Origin of the sequence: Cytobacillus purgationiresistens, from assembly GCF_030813235.1 — a bacterium.
In the GTDB taxonomy this organism is placed as follows: Bacteria; Bacillota; Bacilli; order Bacillales; family Cytobacillaceae; genus Cytobacillus; species Cytobacillus purgationiresistens.
This window is the reverse complement of record NZ_JAUSUB010000041.1, coordinates 21,186-39,425: the sequence shown is the minus strand read 5'-3', so window position 1 is coordinate 39,425 and position 18,240 is coordinate 21,186. Positions and strand designations below refer to the sequence as shown.

Genomic DNA, 18,240 nt, shown 5'->3' with positions numbered 1-18,240 from the left:
TTCTCTTTTAGTCATGTAGATTCTCCTTGAAAGTATTATATGTAGTCTACTTGACCTTAAAAATTCTGTCTAACTAAGTGTAGCCTATCCAATATAATTATAACAAGAAGGCTTGCAAGAGTAGGTAAGATAATGGGTATAGAATTAATTGATCATATAATAGTTTCCTATAATGATGAATATACAAGTTTAAGAGCATGTGGAGTCATAGATTGAAAACTTTTATATTCATTTGTCATATTTTAAAGTAAAATAAAACCACAAAATTGTTTCTTCTGGAAGGGGGAATTAACAATGCCTTTTGGTTATGAGGAACACCGTCTATCTAAGGGAATAAGTCCCAATACAACCTATGTAGAAGTAAAGTTAATTAATAAAATGCTGAGTTTTATAGATAAGAAGCATAAAAAGAGTGTAGAACCTTCAGAAATTCTACCAAAAGATGTAAAAGAATTTATTGAGTTTGAAAGAAAAGAAGGTATAAAACCATCAACACTAAATAGAAAAATCCATATGATTAAGTTATGGTTTGACTATATGTGGAGAATAGGCAAAGTTCTTAATGATTTCATGGCCAAATATGTCCCCGATATTCCAGAAAAGTACTTTAAAGAGGAAATTATAATAAATTATAAGGATCTATTGGTTAAAAAAAATGATATCATAAATTCTCCGAGTCTATTGCTTTATTCTAAATTACTTTTCCTTTTCTATATTAAAGGTGTCAGATTGAGGGACTTAGTCAAAATAACTACAGATAACATTCACTTCAGTGAGTACACTTCAGAGATTACAATTCATAAAAAGAATAATTTGAAACAAGTTCTCATTTTCCAAAATGATGAAAAAAATATCATTAATGCTTGTATAGCAAGAGCCAATGAGCGAGGTACTCCTTTTCTAATGTCTTCAAAAAAGGAAGGGGAGTATGTCCCATTGCAATTCGGCTCGACCAAAGAATTTGTAAATCAACTCAAAGAAGCCTTGGGTATGAATTTTCGTTCAGAGCATGTTAGATTAGCTTATATAAAGTATCTCTATGAAGAAGAGAATAAAACCATAGAGGATATAAGAAAGATAATGGGTATTACAATACAGACTGCAGCACAATCTATTCAAGAATCTCTTGAACGTATTAAAACAGTAGAATATAATGAAAATAACATAATTTAACTTTGAATGGGCGTACCCCACAACAAAAAGATTAATTTCTTTCGTTGTGGGGTTTTTTATTTTGATTGGAGGGAAATTACTTTTGAATGAAAATCAAGTGAAATGGCTAGAAGACATTATTATTGCATGTTTAATCACACAACCAAATATTCTCTCATCAAAAGACGGAAGAAGCCTGTCCTTTACGATAGAAGAAAGAAAGGAACGAGTATTATTAGACTATATTGATAGATACCAATTGAATTCAAACCTATATTACGATCAACAGAATCATCAATGTGAGATACGGCCATCCATTATGTTAGAAAGAATATTAAAGGAGTGGCTTATGAATGATCTAGTAACTTACCTAAATCCGAAACACTTGCGAATTAATACATATTTACTGTGGATCAGTCTATTTGGTATGAAAGCTAGAAATGGTGTAATGCTCCAGACTACCTTAGGGATAGAGCAACAATATACACTTTCAGTCTTATTCAAAGAACAATTTCAAATCGATTTATTACAAGGAGGCTATTTTAGAATAATCCCGTTTAGTCCTATATTATTTAAAGCAATTCAACTTAATAGATCTATCGAGGAAATTATGGAGTTAAGTTATATGCTGCCAAATAAAGAGAAAGACTCTATAAAATTATTAATCAGTGAATGGGAAGATGAGAGGGCTAATTATGCTTACTAAACACCCTTTTAAACTTGTAATAGCCATTTCGTTAACTCTGCATATTCTTCCAGGGTGTATGTCCTCTAAGGTTGACGAGAAGATACAAGAAGTAGAGCTGGAAAACTCAAAAAATAGTGTTGTGAAAAACGAGGAGACTAATCTAATAAACCCTGAACAACAAAAAGCTATAGATAATATGAACTCTAAAGATGCACATACTGCTTTATCTAAAAATAAATTAGACAAACAACAAGAACTAAAATCGTCCATACCAGCTGGAAAAGATGAATATAAGGACCCAGAAGAACTAAGTCAGTATTTAGGGAATCTGTTTTATTTATATCACTCAGAAAAAATTGAACCCAAAGAATATTTGGACCATATTCTGCAGCATGCACATGCTGAATACAAAGAAAAATTACCAAAAATTTATGATAACCAATTAGAAGCAGTTGAAATACTTCAAGAACTTTATATTGGACAATTGAGGGAACCCATTGAATCGTATGTAATTACCGAATTGAATTATCAAGATAGAGTTGGAGAGGCAACTTTTTATCGTAAATATACGACACGCGATAATGAGGAAATATTTTCAATTACGGTAATTAAAAAAGACGGGGATGTTTGGAAGCTACTTGATGATAGCCCAGCAGCACCTTATGAAGTATCTTCATTTATGGAATACCGACAAGAGGAGAGTAAGTATGAGCCAAATTGATACCACTTATAACACTGTGTATAACCATTTGCTTGAGAAATTTAATAATGATATCGATTTCCAAAATGAAATTCAGTACCTTATACATTTTTATGGAAAGAAACTAATGAATTTCACAAAGAATGATGAACAAAAATTGTTAGTGGAGGTTAGTTCTGAAAAACTAATCAAATCACAGTTCTTCCAAGGTTACTTTATAATGAAAACCATTCTTGAAGATGATCAAATGGAACTTGGTGAAAAAATATGGACTGTGAACCCCGGGATCATTAGAAATGAACTACCAATACTTTTAGAACAAACTTATAGTAATTCAGTAGAAGATTGGTATAAAACTGATGTTGGCCATCAAGTAAGCTTTGAATTAATCCAAGTATTTAGTGATGTATTTGACTTGGTAAAACAAATTAGGAAAGATATTTCTATCTATGGTTGCTATAAGGCAGTTATTGAAGATCCTAGGTATTCTGGATTTAATGAAACTAGTGAACATCAATTTTTACTAGGGGATCCTATGGATTTAGATTTTCTAAACCCACAGGTTTATATGCAAGCTGAGTTTATTACAGAAGAACAAGAATTTTGGGATTTATACAACTGGTCATCTTCTCAAAATTCCGTTTCCAAATGGATTGGCTCTATTCAATTATCCAGTATACCGCAAGATAATGATTCTTTTTTTTATTTAATTCAGTTTACACTGTCCAATACAATTCTTGAGGAAGAGAAGCAGGGGATCATCCAAAAAGTACATAAGCGACTTCCACAGGATGTGTTATCTACTTTACAAATTCGTTATTATAGCGCTAGTGAATTGAATGTAGTTATTCCTCAGAATGCCTAATATATACCAACTACCTTGGAGCTGTTTAACTTGTCCGGGCCTGTTTTAACAAAATAAACATTTATCTTAGTGTTTTTCGATATATTCGTAGCTATTTATATTTAAAAAATAGTAAAAAGTACGATATTACTATCATGGGTAATTTCCACTACACAGGGGTGTTTAAAGTGAATAAAAAAGTGATTATCAGCTCCATTTTTCTAGCAGCCTTATTAATTTGCACATGTTCATTTGTATATAACAACCATGTGCAGGCACGTGAAGCTGAAAGAGAAGAGATGTTAAGGAAAGAGAATTATGCTAAAGCTGATCAGGCTGTTATGAATTTATATAATGATGATCAATGCTCAATATCTGACGGGTTAACTGAAGAACAAGTGAATGATGCTGAAAAGTTGGTAAATGAAGTAGAAGATCCACAGGGTGAGCTAAAGAGTAAGCTCAATGATGTTCGCTATATGTTGGATACTAAATTTGCTGTTGAGGCTTTAACTTACAATAATATATTGAATGATGGGGTAGATGAAAGAGAGTTAGATGAAGTTAAAACACGAATTGATAATATTAAATCGAAAAGCAGTAGACTACACGATTCCTTATTGAAATCTTTTAAGGTAGCACAAAATCAATTCAATTCTATATCCCAAGCAACCATAAGCTTAGAGCATGTAGAAAAAAATCCCACTAAGGAACTCCTTAAAAGGTCGAAATCATTAATTGAACAAGTAAAAAATCCATTAATTAAAACTGAACTTGCCGAAAGGTTGTCAAAAGTTGATCATTTAATAGAAAAAGAAATATTGGCCACACAAAAACAAATTCAAGAACTAGAGAACAAAACCCATAATACAAAGAATCAAGTAAAAGACAAGGTTAATAACCCTCACACTACATACTTACAAAAAAATCAAACAGCTTCTTCAAATAAAAGTCCTGATAATAGCCAGCAGACAAAGGAAGTTCAAAATGAAAAACCTATTGTAAAATCTAAAGAAGAAAATGAACAAGTGGATGTAATACCTCCGGCAACAACTAATAAGGAAAATGAACATAGCGAAACACTTACAGATACAAAGGAAAATTCTAATGGTGGAGAAGACCATTACTGGGGATGGGAATAGGTATTTCCAACCAATTTCTAATCGAAAAATAATGTAGTTTATAAGTGAAAAATTAGTAATAAGAAGGATTGTTATTACGAGTTTCTTGTTAAAATTTATTACTTTTCTTGGAGTAATGCTTAGGGGGAATTAAAAAATAGTCATTTCTTAAAAAACAACATAGGAATAATACCTAAATGTGGGATTAGCAACAAAATATAAAGCTAAGCTGAGTAAACAGGGTTACTCAGCTTTTATTTTTATTTTCTCAACTCAATAGTTGATTTTCAACACCTGTGCTTCGCATATATCCCTTTCTCACATGAAAAACAGTTTTATGTGTAGAAATAGTATTTTCAATAACCACCTCATTTAATACATTCATAATTGTCATTGCTGCAAACTTATTTACTTGAATCCGCTGAGGTTCTGACGCTGACAATTCAGTACATGACAACTCGCTTGGTCTAATTTCATCATCATCCTCTAAAATATCTGGATATTCATATGCTACAGGGTTTTGTTTAAACAAGTTCAAGTTCAATCCTGTTACAACTTGTCCGCTCCAGCCACTATTTTGATAAGCTAGCTGCTCTTCTTTCGTCCACTCTGATTGATTTCTATTAAGGTATACATTAGGTAAAGTAACACTTTCTATACCCGCATCAATATATATACAATTATTTTCAAGAAAAAACTCATGTAATAACTTTCTAGTAAAATTATTATCCACACATCCGATTATTATAGGCAATACTAGCGACTTGTAACCGACACTAGAGTCTATATACTCCATCGAGAACAGACTTTTTAGTTTCTCTATACATTCTATATATGAGTCACTATAAAATCCTATATCAAGCCCATACGCGCCTGAATATCGATTAGCCAATACATCTGCTTTTTTTAACCCAACTTCTTGGCTTAGAAAGAGCTGGTTCCCAAGGTTTTTTTCTTCTATAGTGTCCGGATCTGCAATAACATATGCAGCTCTTTTTTTTGAAGTACCTAAGAGTTGAGCAATATGCTGTACCAAGTAAGATCCGGTACCACCAACTCCCAACTGTAAGATGAATGGATAAAGCCCGTTATATTCATTTTCACTTCTACTTTGTTTTTCAAGTATGTTAATAGTCATTTTTGTCCAACCTCTATCCTATTAATATCGATTCCTCCAACATTACAAAAAGGACTTTCAAAAATCATTTTAGGATTAATTATAAGATGCCCATACTCCTCTGATACAAATACTCTTGTCATAACGGCAGGAAAGAAATTATTAACTTCACCTACAATCCCATATACCATTCCTGGCACGCGTTCGGATTCATTATCTAACGATGAAGGGATTGCTAGCATATTATGATGAGAATGTATTTCCATTACTTTTGCTGAATCACCTACTCTATCTACTATAGATTCAACTTTCTCAGTGACTTCAACCCAATATTTATGTACCCTTTGAAAAGGAAAATCCAAGAAGAATTTTTCTTCTTGGAAATTGTAATAAATATCGGCATGGATCTCTAAAGATTCATTAGCAAGTTTTTTTGCCACACTAACAAATTCTTCAAGAAGTTCATAAGGAATTTTGGCAGCTACTCGATTAATGGAGAACCTTTCAACTGAAAGATTCTCCTCACTACAACCTTTTTTCTTTGCCTTCATTGGTAAGAATACGATGTTTTTCTTTCTTTCATAGATTACATCTGTATGTTCCTTTACTAGCTCTGGAAACTCCTTTTCCATTCTCTTTCTGAGCATGTCCTTTTCGATTGGTACTCGCACTTTCTCACCTTTTTTATTAACTAATATTCCTTCAGCAATCTCATCTGGAGAAAAATAAGAAGTGATTTCAATTGATTCTCCAAAATGTCGAATGATGGTCTGCTCATTAATGTCAAATAAATCCTCTTTCACAGTCTCTTTAGGAGGTTCGGATGCAGTACTATTTGAAGATCCTTGTGCTGCTCGAGATTTTTCTTTTAAGTCTGCCATAAATTTAGCGTTTTCTTCCTCTGCCTTTTTTTTCTGTATTTCCGCTTCCACTTGTTTCTTCTTTTTTTCCGCTTCCTCTTGCTTTCTTTTTTCTTCAGCATACTCATCTACCAAGTTAAACATTGAAAAAATATCAGTTTGATTATTAGACATTTTATTTTCCTCCTATTTTGTAATTAGTTAAAAAGATCCTTATATTTCATATTCAACGGAAGCAGCCATTGATCATTAAACCGCTGTCCTTCAATAGTCTCAATAAGCATTCTAAAATTATGAATTTCTAAGCTAGTTCTCACTCCGTAGTCTTCATTAAATGGCGCCGAAACAAACCAATAAAAAGACTTCTCTAAATCTACTAAACTCTCTAACTCTAATCGTTGATTTTGTCCCCAACAAACAATTCCATTGGATTTACCAACATTAGGATAAGGGAATGAGTACAAATCAGTATCGTCATTTATTGGGCCATTTCCACTTACTGCATAGAGTCTCATTTCTTGAATAACTTTAGACTTTTGCGTATTTATACATTTATATTGCGCAACCATTTTTGGGAACCCAATAGAATAGAAATGGTCATTCTTATCCCCATAGCGAATTTCCCATATTTTTTTAGGAATAACCATTGTTACTCTTTCTACATCCTTTGAATCAGTAGCCGAGTAACGAATGGTACCGAAAGGGAGGGCAGGTGTACTTTTTTCTTGAGTTCTTGAATCATCCGCATTTAATAGATTAGTCGGTTTATCTTGAAGAGTATTTATTAATTCATCTATTGTGACTTGAACAGATGCTTTACTTATACCATTTTCACACTTTTGATAAATTGTCACTGGGTACATGATATTGCTTGGACAATTTGATAACTTAAAATGAATTTCCATTTTTTCACGCTCCCACATTCCAAAACCCTAAATCAAATACCAATATATTTAGGATTTCAATATAATTGAGTGGACCATCTTGTTCTGAATAAGCGATTATTAGACCTTTGTCTATGCTAAAAATTTCCCCATATGCCATATACCAATTATTAGGATTATAGTAACCACCAAAACTTCTAGTCTCAAAAGGAGCTATTCTATCGTCCAAGATAACTATTAGACCGGTACCTGAATGGTCTACTTCACAATGATTGTTTGCTAAGTTTAGCCAATATTCCTTATTCCCATTAACTTCTTTCTCTAGGTCATGATGTGGATATTCATCCAAACACTCAACTATACAAAATAGTTGTTCTACTACGGTATTAAAAATCGCTGATTCTGAACTGAAACCAAAATTACTATTGATATTTGAAAATACATCATCAAAAATCTGCATATTGATTTTAATTTCATAAGCTATTTTTAAAAGATATAACTCATTTAATGTGTATTGTACGTTGTATATGTCTTCTCTTGTTTCCATGATTCACCTCAAATAAATTGATAAGTCGTATCTCTTTTGATGTTTTTCAAGTTTGCTAATCTTGAAACCGTATGTCCTATAACATACATTCTTGTATAGTGATGAGTAGGATCTAGTGATATTTCTTCATCTTCGTTCTCATCAGTAATACAATCTTCAAGAGACTCAGCAACTTCCTCAATATCTTCATAAGTAAAAGCATCGAAATCGATATCTATCACAGACAGTTGTTTTTGAATAATCATATTGACATAGGTAGTACCAAAGTTGTTGTCAGGTACTGCCAGACTACTTTTTCCTATTAAACCCTCAAGTCGATTGAACAAATCCTTCATTATTTCATCACCTCATCTATATAATTTGCTATTTTATCCTTATTGGAAGTACTAATTGTATTTCAGTGTTATTTTCTGACATTGGTCGAATGACAACTGGTTTTTCAGGTCCATTAAAACCAATTAATATTTTTTTAGAATCCATTTCTTTAATGGCTGAACACACAAATTTACCAGATAACTTTACTTCTAAGTTTTCTGGTCCATCATAAGTGTCAAAGGCAATTTCTTTATTTCCTTTTGATGTTTCAGCACCAGCTGACACCTTAAGAAATAAACCATTGATCTTGAGTAAGAATGCTTTTTCTTTACCACCCAGCATACTGATCAAATCAACTGCTTGATAGAATTCCTCTTTATCTACTACTAAATTAGAACTAAACTCTTGAGGAATTAATTGATCTACTTTAGGATAGGTACCTTCGAGTTTTCTAGTGTAATAAAAGGTATTTCCATTGAAGAAGATAATCTGATTATCTGATGGAAATATCATTACAGATTCATCTAAATCAAACACTGAAACCATATTTGATAGTATTTTAGCTGGAACTACGATTGTAAGTTCTTCTCCAAAAGAGCCCTGTTTAATTTGGCTTAGTCTATGACTGTCAGTAGAAGTGAATACATTACCGTGCTCGCTGAAAAACATATGAATTCCAGTTAAAATAGGACGCGAATCCTTATCAGAAGCTGAAATATTCGTTTTCTTGACGATATTCTCAAACTCTTTTCCACTTAACGTAATCGCTTTTGTATTTTTTTCTTGCTGAATCATTGGAAAATCCTCTGCATCTAGAACCGCAAAAGTTACTTCTGTTTTTTGTTGTGTCACTTTTACAACCTTCTCCATAACTTCTAAGGAAATATCGCCTTTTAAGTTTTTCATCAAGCTTAAGCATTCCTGTGATAAGACGGCTGCACCGATAGACTTAACCGTAAGCTCATTTTCAACGGCTAGAAGTCGATGGACTATACTTTCATTTCCATCACTTACAGTAAAATACACTGCTTGTTCTTCTGCTCTTACTAAAACATTTTCATAAATAGAAAGGGCACTCTTTGCCTTTAATACCTTCTCTATTTTTTTATTTACTTTATCTAAACTTTTTGAGCTAATAGTAAAATTCATTAGTTTCCACTCCTATTTTTTATTCAAAACAAAAACACGATAAGAAGAGAGAACCCATCTCAATCGTGTTCTTTTTCACTTAAATCAGACTGCTTGTTGTTGCTCCATGTCTGTTTTTATATATTCGATAGTTTCCTGACACTTGTTCAAATCCAATTCAAAATATAATTGATTAATATTATTCAATTCCTTTTTCAACGGAATTTGAGCATAATACAACATATTTATTGGATCTTGATTAAATTGATTGCAAGTTTGGACGAACTTAAACACAGGATGCAATACATTAAATAACTTTTTCAAATCTTCTAGGTTTGCCTTTTCATACGGAATATCGCTCCCTAAAGCCTTTTTAGCAATTCTTTTGAGATAATCGTCCGAAAGACCTAAAACATTTGTATAGTTCTTAATAAATCCGATACAACTATTTCTTCGTTCATCCTCATTAAGTTTGTCCTTATTCCTTTTTGTAGGCTGCTGTGTGTTTGGATGCTCTTTTTGACTTGGTTTTTGTGCTCCCTCTCGAAATTGTGTATTCGTTTTTCCACTACTATTATTCATTTGATATAAATTTGGAGCATCAAAGTAACCTTGTAATTGCTCTTGTTGATTATTGATTTTAAACTTTCCATATACTCTATGTTGACCTGATGATTTAAGCTCGACCCAGTATTTTGGGAGATCATATAAGTAACGACCAATTCCCCACTGAACAGCTGCTCTTTTAAGTGAATTAGAATGGCCACCTTTGACACTTTCCATATCACTCACTTCCGCTGCATCCAATCTGGAAATCCATTCGTTTTCCACTTTAATAGATAATCTGCATTGGAATGCCTCTTGTTGACCAACGATGATTTTTTCAAAATTTGATTGCCAATAAGCACCACAAACATCATCTAACCGATTCATAACTGCTCTTGAATTAAGGTAAGGCACTACTAGCACTTTAGTTACATTATTCTTTCTAGATGCGGATTGGACTCTCCATTCAATGTCTTTTGTTTCGAATGGTACTGCCAAAGCCTCCAATAACTCTTTACTACTCTTACTACAATCCATACTTAACATCCTTTCCCAAGGTTTTTTATTTATCTCTTTTTAGACAACAAAAAAGCCTTTGGGCGTATTTGTCTGTTACAGAATGAATTCTGATACAAGCAAATGCCCAAAGGCTTTTTTTATTGGTTCACCGCAGATCATTGAAAGATCGCAAATAATTTAAAAGAAAGAGATATACCGATATTATAACTGATTAATTTAAAAATAGAAATATAGAGTATTCTCTTTTTTACCATGAATATGATATATTATTAATAATTACCAATAAATATTCACGGCACATACTGCCCATACTCTGTTCAAAGAGTATGGGCTTTTTGTTTTCAGGAGGATTAAAATGATAACCAATTTAGATGAAATACAGATCACTTCCGACCAAGAAAGGGTGCTTTTATTAATTCGTCAGCTGGGATTAAAACAATACGAATTGGCCGAAATGCTGGGTTACAACCCCGTTTATTTTGAAAGTGTAATCAATGGTCGAGCGCCATTCACCAAGGCTTTCAAAGTTCGAATAAATCACTTTCTGGAAACATATCAAAAGGAGAATTTAATGAAATGGAAAAGACCTGTCTAATCTACCTAACAACTATTGATAGAGAGGTTATTGAAAAGTACTTCTCTGAACCGTTGAACAAGCTTTCCTTTAAAGTAGAAATCATCCAAAAAAATGAAGACATTCTATCCAGACTACCTAAGACCCCAAAGTTAATGATATGTGATACAGAACAAACTCTTATTGAATACCAGATAACTAAGAGGTTTTCTAAATCATTTATCATGTGGATTAATCCTAGTTCCTACTCAAAATATACAGAGGGTTATTTCATGGAAGGATTTTCAACCTTTAAAGATGCTATCAAATTCTTAAAAAAACCTAATTACCCTACTAATGCACCTTCATACACTAGGAATTTTATAGCGGAAATTTTTGAAGTCCAAAGGGAAGAGGAAAAACAAGAGCATCAAGAAATTGATTATAATCCAAATGATTATCAAAGAATCCAAGAACCCATAAAGAATAAAGAACTAATGGATTTAATAATTACTGAAGTACATGAAAAGAACGAAGTCAACCAGGATAATCAGCAAATAAAAGGTAATAAGCAGCCATCTCCAGATCCCATCACTGAAAAGGAAGAAGTAATAATTTCAGAAGAACCCGGAGCTAGTGAGCTACTTAGTAAACGCTCCAGAGATATTCAGAAAAAGGTATTCATTCGTCAAAAATGGGAAGGACATAAGACCATTGGTGTTTGGTCTCCGCTGCATAGAACCGGAGTGACCACATTTACTCTTTCTTTTGCTTTTTTTCTAGCGAAGAACAGAATCTATACTACAGTACTTGAAGGTTTGACAGAGCAGCATACCATGAAAGATTGGCTAAAAAGATATACTAACCAACCGCCACGTTGGAATAGCTTTGCTAAAGCCATTCATCAAGATGGTTTATCAAGCCAAACCGAATGGATTTATAAGAATGCACTATTTTTCCCACTTGATGATGATGATTACAAACTAGATTGGAACCAAAACACATTAGAGACCTATATGACTACGCCCGATATTGTGGATATTACACTTGTAGATTTTCCTACTGGAAAAATGGAGCTGCACACAACTAATAGTCTAAATTTTATCGATGAACTATGGGTTATAGTCGATGATGCTTATCAAGAAAACACAGCATGGAAACATTATTTATTGGACATCCAGCAGAATTTCACGTGTGATCTTTATCTTATTTTTAATCAATCACATGAATTTTCCCAATCGGAAAGGTTGGCCAAAGAATTATCACTACCATTGCTTTCACTTTTGCCGTCGCTCCATAAAGAAACTAAAAGAAATTATTATGAAACGAAGCCATTGTATTTTACAAAAGGCATAGAGGAGATTCTTGATCCATCATTTATTTTAATCGGAAAACATTTATTAGGTGCTTCTTTTGATGTGACTAGCCCTATACCGCAGGAAGAGTCACTCTTGAAGAAAACATTGAAGCTTTTTAAAAGAAATGATAGGATTAAAACATAAGATTTTCGTTAACTACTTTTGCCACTTTTAAGTGTGCTGTGAAGAATAAAGCGGTCTTTGGACCATTGATTTGTTACTAAACATATCAATGTCCAAGACCGCTTTTTTATTTATAAAAAAGAGGAGGATTTTGCTATGAATATCAAAATAATTAAGAAATCACTGTTAACGAACAAAATGAGAATTAGTAGTCATGCAAAAGAAAAGATGTTTAGCCGCGGTTACTATAAACGGGATATTATTTCATGTATTATGTCCGGCGCAATAACAAGCAAACAGTTCATTAAAAATCAGATTCGATATGTAATTGAAGGAGTAGACGATGATGGTTACCCAATGGTTGTCATTGTAGGAAAACATTCTATTCATCAATATTTACTCATTATTACAATCATGCCTCCTATATCTAAAAAGTATAGAAGAGTCATATAAAGAAAGGATGAAGTAAATTGGGTAATTTACGAAGGACAAATATGAAAGATTGGTTTGAATACTATCGAGAGGTATGTCCAATCTGCCAAAATACAGGTGGATGTCTAATCAATGGAAAAGGAGATACAGTAGTTTGCATTCGAGTAAATAGTGAGGTTCAATTCTCCAAAAGATTCCCATCATGGATACATAAACTAAACAATAAAAGAGCTATCAAACCATCAGAAGACGCTACCTATGGAGATTTTATAAGTGGACAAAAGAAACTAGATCCTAATGAACTGGACTCTATTTATAGCAGCCTTCTTGAGATATTAAGCTTAACAGATAACCATTACTCTCATCTAAGCGGCCCCAAAAGAGAAATGTCTGATATTGAAATCGAGTGCAGAGGATACAAATCCTTTCCTGTAAGACCTTGGGAAAAAGCAAGAAAACTGAAGGCACTCTTGAAAGTAGATTCTTTTTCTGGAACTCCTGGTTTTTATGAAAACAAGTTCGGATGGTCGTTAGCAGGAAGGGAAGGTATACTCATTCCATATAGAAATGAGTTTAACAAAGTAATCGGCTTTCAAATAAGAATTGATAATCCTCCTAACGATTTAAAAATTGATCCTGGATCTATATCTGGTCTTCAGGCGCGCGTCAAAGAACAGCCAAACCTAGTACAAATTCTTGTAGATGGAGAAATTATTGATGAAAAACGCCTCGAACTTAAAAAAACTCAATTAGTCCATCATGAAAATAAAACAGGTACATTGACATTGGTAAAAGGGAAAAGATATTTTTGGCTATCTTCTGCTAATAAAGAAAACGGTACAGGTGCTGGGGATCCAATGCCTATCCATGTAGCCATTCCAACACATAAGTTGAAAAACTGGAATAAAGGAGAAATTTTAAAAACAAATGCAGTTTGGATTACTGAAGGGGCATTAAAAGCAGATATTGCAGTGGAACATATCCATAGAGTTTATAGTAATAATGAACTTAAAGATCTTGGTGACACTATTATTGCCACTGCAGGGGTTAATGTTTGGAGGACAGCATTACCCGTATTAGAAAACATGGGAGTTAAGAATGTGAACCTTGCTTTTGATATGGATGCCATGCAAAACCCTAAGGTAGCCTATTTCATAAAAGAGATGGCTGTTGAATTACACAAACAAAACTATCATGTGAACCTTGTGCTTTGGAATATTAAAGACGGCAAAGGAATTGATGATATTTTCATACAAAGAAAATCGCCAAAAATAAAACCATTAATTAACTAGCTGTAAAATGAAATTTATTAAGGATAAGGGAACAGGATAATACCTATTTCTTTATCCTTTTATATTCCTACTAATACTTTCATGGGTATTTCACCTCATTTTACTGGATATTAACTTCTAACTTATGTAAAATTACCAATGTCTACTTGCCTATTATTCTTATTTTGGTTAAGATATAATCATAATTCTACTCCAAACAAATTTAATATAACATTACTGGGAATACCCCACTCTATACATGATTCATGCTTTTATAGCATGTACCTCGTGTATAGAGTGGGGTATTTTTTTTGTAAAACCCCAAAGGAATTATCAAAATTTTATCGGAGGTGTACACATGAACAAGTGGATTAAAGTTATTTCAATGTCATTGGTTATCCTGATTATTGGAGTAGCACTCTTATCCGAACCTGCAGCGGCTGGCGCCAATGTATCGGATGCATTAAAGAAATCAGGTATCTCTAAAACGGGGAATATGAATGGCGTATACAATGATCTAAATGGGGTTGTATTCTTCGTCATGGCTCTTGGTGGCTTCTGGATTGTAGGAATGTTGGTATGGGGTGGAATGACACTGGCTGGTAGTGGGGGGAACCCTCAGAAGCGCACTGAAGGTTTCATTAAATTATCCTTAACTCTTGTTGGTGCCTATATCATTTTTAAAGCCTACGATATTGCTGGATGGGCTACTGGATTAGGTGGAGCAGCATAGCTTACTTACTCCTTCATTTTCTACATAATACCTTCTTTTTTATAAAAGAAGGTATTTATTTTAACTACGAAAAGGGTGACTCATCTTGCGCATATCTAAAGTTCCAACAGACATGTCTAGTGAACAAAAAGAAATATTAGGTGTTTTATCAAAAAGACACGCAGTATATTTAGCCGTTGGCGGTCTACTTTTATATTCATATATTCCTGGGATGTTCAAATTACTATCTGTTGTTTTTGGCTGGCTAGCAGCAGCTGTTACATGTTTGATATTTGCTAGTCCAGTAGTCGCGATTGTTATCTTTCTTGGGTTTACCAAAAAAGAACATATGAACCGTGACTTTTACTACTATATCAAGTTTCAGAGAAAAACTCAGTACGGTAATTGGAGAAAAGGCGATTAGTTAAAAGGAGGACCTTTAATGAAGGACATATTATTTTTGGTTTCTGTTTCACTCATTCTATATGTTGTGTCCAGGATCATATTGAAAGAGCCTATACTACCTTGGAAAGAAAAAAACACTAAAAAGAATCAGCAACATTTTAAACCCAAACAACAAAAACAGGTTGATGATGACTCTGAAGAAGAAGCAGCCGCGTTTAGAAAATTATTTCCAAACATTCATTCAATAGAAAATCACATGATTAGGCATAATGATAATACTTTTTCAATTATGGCTGAGGTAGATCCTGTAAATTATTATCTTCTGGATGACACTGAGCAAGGAGCCATTGATGCAGTATTTGAAACATGGTGTGCTCAAGCTAACTATAATTTTAGAATATATCTTCAAAATAGATTTGTTGACTTAACGGATCCTATTAAAGAGATTGAGAAGACCATGGACGATGATGAGGAATTGCCGGAGTTAGCATATCAATATGGAAAACAAATGATACAAGACCTTGAAATTTGGCAAAGGTCACAACCAAGATTTGAAACAAAAAAGTTCTTGATTTGGGATTATAAAATCGATTTAAAAGATATTAGAGCAGAAGATGAGGAAGAGCTAGAAGAAAAAATTATAGATAAAGCTTTCAACGAATTGTACCGTCGATTAATGACTGCAAAATCTCAATTAAGAAAGGCAAATATGGATGTCCAGATGTTAACGACAGAAGGAATAGGAGAAGTCCTATATTATGCATTTAATCGGAGAAAAGCAGTAAAAAATCGATTTAATGATATTGAAGATAAAGAACAACTTGCTTTATACGTAACCGCAGATCAGACGGCTACCCATATAGCTAAAGTGAAGGGGGAAATTGAAAGTGTTAAAGAAGAAGCTAAAAAAGAAAAGACAAGTTGAAGAAGTTATTGAAACACCCATAAATGAAGATGATCTTGCAATTAATATGATTCCCACATTATGGGATGTCATTTCACCTGATGGTATAAAAATAACAAGTGATGATTACGGAATAGTTAAACAATCATTAAGTTCGAAAACATACTTCAGACCTTTTTATATACCTAGAGATGGGTACCCTCGTAAAATGCAAACAGATTGGCTTAGTGCGCTCACTAGCAGCGGAGAAATAGACATTATGATTGATGTTCACAATATACCAAAAAATGATGCTATCAGGATGTTACAAAAACAAAATACAATTCTTAAATCAAATCTGTCATTCCAGATCAAAAGAGGTAACCAAGATCAAGTCCTGGATTTACAAACGAAAATTGTTGATACAGAAGTTTTAATGGAAGAACTGCAATTCAGTGAAAATGATGCCTATCATGTTGGTGTACTAGGTAATCTATACGCTAATTCAGAAAGAGAGCTAGATAAGTATTTTGAAAAAATTGAAGATGAAATGGGTTCGAAATTCATTAAACTAGCATCAACATGGGGCAGAGTCAAAAAGGGAATTCGCTCAATAACTCCTTTAGCTTCAAATGAAATTAAAGATAGTCTTAGAAACATTGACAGACGTTCATTAGCAACATTTGCACCATTCATCTCAGGCAGCGGGAAATTCAACGGTGGTATACCCATAGGGCGTAATCTAATTACCGGTCAAAAGGAATTCTATAATGCATTTGGTACTCCTGAAAATAAACCTGACAACTACAACATGGCCATTTTTGGTGTTAGTGGTTCCGGGAAAAGTATAGCTGTAAAACTATTACTTGCTAGAGAAACTACTGGATTATCGGTTTCTACCCGAATAATTGATGTTGAAGGTGAAAATAAAAGAATTGTAAAAAGGCTAGGTGGGATAAGTCTAGGATTATCAGAAGAAAGTAAAATAATCATCAACCCATTAGCCCTTAATGTAACGAACATTCCTCTCGAGGATAACGATGAAGAACTTGAGTTTTTAGAAGACTCGGACCAAAGAGAAGTATTTGAGAAGGATGGGAAAACATATATATCTTTTGTTCCAATTAAAGAAAAAATTAATGAAGCTTTAGACTTTTTTGATATTTTATGTCGAGGTAAAAATCAAGAGGGTGAAGGTCTCACAGTCTTTGAAAGCAATTATTGTGAAGAAGCCCTTAATCATCAGTATAAAAAGTTAGGATATACCACACACCCCTCGTCACTCTTTGAAGAAAAACCTAAAGAAGTAAATGGACAAATTGTTCAATCAAAGGTCAGGAAGCCCGAACCTACCATATCCGACGTATATAACTACTTAGTTTCTAATTATTCAAATGAATATAATGCAGAAAGATTGATAGCTGCCATCCGACCATTTCTACGAGATGGATCCAAACCAATATTTGATGGCCAAACTTATCTAGGAAAATCAGTGACTGGTGACCTACACACAGCGAAATTAGTAAACTTCGATATTTCTCAAATGGAAGAAGGCTTCTTGAGACCAATTGCATATCACGTCATCCTCAACTACATATGGGAGTACTTTGTTAAAAATGTAGATAACGCACTAAAACGAAAGATTGTTTTATGTGATGAATTTTGGACAATGATTGACTCTGAGCAAACTGTTACTTTTGCAGAAAAAGTAGCCAGGCGCATTAGGAAAAGAAATGGTGGCTTTCGTATTGCTTCACAAGACTTTGTACGCATTCTTGAATCAAAAAAAGCTCGCGGCGTGCTTCAAAATACACACACATTTTTCTTTCTTAAACAAAACAAGATTGATTTAAAACTGATAAATGAAAACTTTGATCTATCGCAAGGAGAAATCAGTAAACTTTTTGAGAATCCAGATAAGGGTGAAGGTATTTTCAGGGTTGGACGTTCTTCCGTCTGGCTACAAACAGACCCATCTACAGAGGAACTAGAATTTATCGAAAGCAATGATGCGGTTCTTGCTGAAAGAAGACAAAAAAATGCATTTACCCAACAAATGCTCTATTAGAAGGGAGGGTAAAA

The 18,240-nt window shown here is 33.4% G+C and carries 20 protein-coding genes and 1 pseudogene; 14 read left to right on the top strand and 7 right to left on the bottom strand.

Annotation, left to right across the window (positions count from 1 at the left end; genetic code table 11):
* Nucleotides 1-90 precede the first annotated feature (90 nt).
* The 6 genes and pseudogenes from J2S17_RS28985 to J2S17_RS26235 form a co-directional block, all read left to right on the top strand.
* A pseudogene (locus tag J2S17_RS28985) lies at nt 91-216 on the top strand (JAB domain-containing protein); the annotation flags it as partial.
* 78 nt (nt 217-294) lie between these two features.
* Entirely contained in the window at nt 295-1,173 is an 879-nt protein-coding gene (locus J2S17_RS26255) for a site-specific integrase (protein ID WP_307479724.1), read from the top strand.
* A gap of 82 nt (nt 1,174-1,255) precedes the next feature.
* Entirely contained in the window at nt 1,256-1,858 is a 603-nt protein-coding gene (locus tag J2S17_RS26250; RefSeq protein ID WP_307479722.1) for a hypothetical protein, read from the top strand.
* Nucleotides 1,848-2,561, top strand: coding sequence for a hypothetical protein (locus J2S17_RS26245; RefSeq protein ID WP_307479721.1), 714 nt, complete (start codon nt 1,848-1,850; stop codon nt 2,559-2,561). Before J2S17_RS26250 ends, J2S17_RS26245 begins: the two co-directional genes overlap by 11 nt.
* Nucleotides 2,548-3,405: a hypothetical protein gene (locus J2S17_RS26240; protein WP_307479719.1), complete on the top strand. Its 858-nt coding sequence runs from the start codon at nt 2,548-2,550 to the stop codon at nt 3,403-3,405. The genes J2S17_RS26245 and J2S17_RS26240 overlap by 14 nt, the downstream gene beginning before the upstream one ends.
* A gap of 167 nt (nt 3,406-3,572) precedes the next feature.
* Nucleotides 3,573-4,526 (top strand): hypothetical protein, encoded by a 954-nt coding sequence (locus J2S17_RS26235; protein WP_307479716.1) that lies wholly within the window; start codon nt 3,573-3,575, stop codon nt 4,524-4,526.
* 247 nt (nt 4,527-4,773) lie between these two features.
* Here J2S17_RS26235 and J2S17_RS26230 read toward each other — a convergent pair whose 3' ends face one another.
* From J2S17_RS26230 to J2S17_RS26200, 7 genes are all read right to left on the bottom strand, one after another.
* The gene (locus J2S17_RS26230; RefSeq protein WP_307479714.1) at nt 4,774-5,643 is read right to left on the bottom strand and encodes a ThiF family adenylyltransferase; all 870 of its coding nucleotides are present in this window, start codon (nt 5,641-5,643) and stop codon (nt 4,774-4,776) included.
* Nucleotides 5,640-6,656 carry a hypothetical protein gene (locus tag J2S17_RS26225; protein WP_307479712.1) on the bottom strand — a complete coding sequence of 339 codons (1,017 nt, stop codon included), beginning with the start codon at nt 6,654-6,656 and terminating at the stop codon, nt 5,640-5,642. Before J2S17_RS26225 ends, J2S17_RS26230 begins: the two co-directional genes overlap by 4 nt.
* A gap of 23 nt (nt 6,657-6,679) precedes the next feature.
* The gene (locus J2S17_RS26220) at nt 6,680-7,387 is read right to left on the bottom strand and encodes a hypothetical protein (protein WP_307479709.1); all 708 of its coding nucleotides are present in this window, start codon (nt 7,385-7,387) and stop codon (nt 6,680-6,682) included.
* A 4-nt stretch (nt 7,388-7,391) separates the two neighbouring features.
* Nucleotides 7,392-7,913 carry a hypothetical protein gene (locus J2S17_RS26215; protein ID WP_307479706.1) on the bottom strand — a complete coding sequence of 174 codons (522 nt, stop codon included), beginning with the start codon at nt 7,911-7,913 and terminating at the stop codon, nt 7,392-7,394.
* Between the two features lie 8 nt (nt 7,914-7,921).
* Nucleotides 7,922-8,248, bottom strand: a complete 327-nt coding sequence (locus J2S17_RS26210) for a hypothetical protein (RefSeq protein WP_307479704.1) — start codon at nt 8,246-8,248, stop codon at nt 7,922-7,924.
* Between the two features lie 28 nt (nt 8,249-8,276).
* The gene (dnaN, locus tag J2S17_RS26205; RefSeq protein WP_307479701.1) at nt 8,277-9,377 is read right to left on the bottom strand and encodes a DNA polymerase III subunit beta; all 1,101 of its coding nucleotides are present in this window, start codon (nt 9,375-9,377) and stop codon (nt 8,277-8,279) included.
* A gap of 84 nt (nt 9,378-9,461) precedes the next feature.
* Nucleotides 9,462-10,439: a Rad52/Rad22 family DNA repair protein gene (locus J2S17_RS26200; protein WP_307479699.1), complete on the bottom strand. Its 978-nt coding sequence runs from the start codon at nt 10,437-10,439 to the stop codon at nt 9,462-9,464.
* A 337-nt stretch (nt 10,440-10,776) separates the two neighbouring features.
* Here J2S17_RS26200 and J2S17_RS26195 point away from each other — a divergent pair, with 337 nt between their 5' ends.
* From J2S17_RS26195 to J2S17_RS26160, 8 genes are all read left to right on the top strand, one after another.
* Complete coding sequence (locus tag J2S17_RS26195) at nt 10,777-11,016, top strand: hypothetical protein (protein ID WP_307479697.1); 240 nt, start codon at nt 10,777-10,779, stop codon at nt 11,014-11,016.
* Nucleotides 10,998-12,476 carry a hypothetical protein gene (locus J2S17_RS26190; protein WP_307479694.1) on the top strand — a complete coding sequence of 493 codons (1,479 nt, stop codon included), beginning with the start codon at nt 10,998-11,000 and terminating at the stop codon, nt 12,474-12,476. The genes J2S17_RS26195 and J2S17_RS26190 overlap by 19 nt, the downstream gene beginning before the upstream one ends.
* A 135-nt stretch (nt 12,477-12,611) precedes the next feature.
* Nucleotides 12,612-12,908: a DUF4258 domain-containing protein gene (locus J2S17_RS26185; RefSeq protein ID WP_307479692.1), complete on the top strand. Its 297-nt coding sequence runs from the start codon at nt 12,612-12,614 to the stop codon at nt 12,906-12,908.
* Between the two features lie 17 nt (nt 12,909-12,925).
* A complete protein-coding gene (locus J2S17_RS26180; protein WP_307479690.1) occupies nt 12,926-14,179 on the top strand; it encodes a DUF3854 domain-containing protein in 1,254 nt (417 codons plus the stop codon).
* Nucleotides 14,180-14,516: 337 nt separating this feature from the next.
* The gene (locus tag J2S17_RS26175; RefSeq protein ID WP_307479688.1) at nt 14,517-14,891 is read left to right on the top strand and encodes a hypothetical protein; all 375 of its coding nucleotides are present in this window, start codon (nt 14,517-14,519) and stop codon (nt 14,889-14,891) included.
* A gap of 85 nt (nt 14,892-14,976) precedes the next feature.
* On the top strand, nt 14,977-15,294 hold the full coding sequence (locus J2S17_RS26170; protein ID WP_307479685.1) for a PrgI family protein: 318 nt from the start codon (nt 14,977-14,979) through the stop codon (nt 15,292-15,294).
* A gap of 18 nt (nt 15,295-15,312) precedes the next feature.
* Nucleotides 15,313-16,200, top strand: a complete 888-nt coding sequence (locus tag J2S17_RS26165; protein WP_307479683.1) for a hypothetical protein — start codon at nt 15,313-15,315, stop codon at nt 16,198-16,200.
* A complete protein-coding gene (locus tag J2S17_RS26160) occupies nt 16,157-18,226 on the top strand; it encodes a VirB4 family type IV secretion system protein (RefSeq protein WP_370875131.1) in 2,070 nt (689 codons plus the stop codon). The genes J2S17_RS26165 and J2S17_RS26160 overlap by 44 nt, the downstream gene beginning before the upstream one ends.
* Nucleotides 18,227-18,240 lie beyond the last annotated feature (14 nt).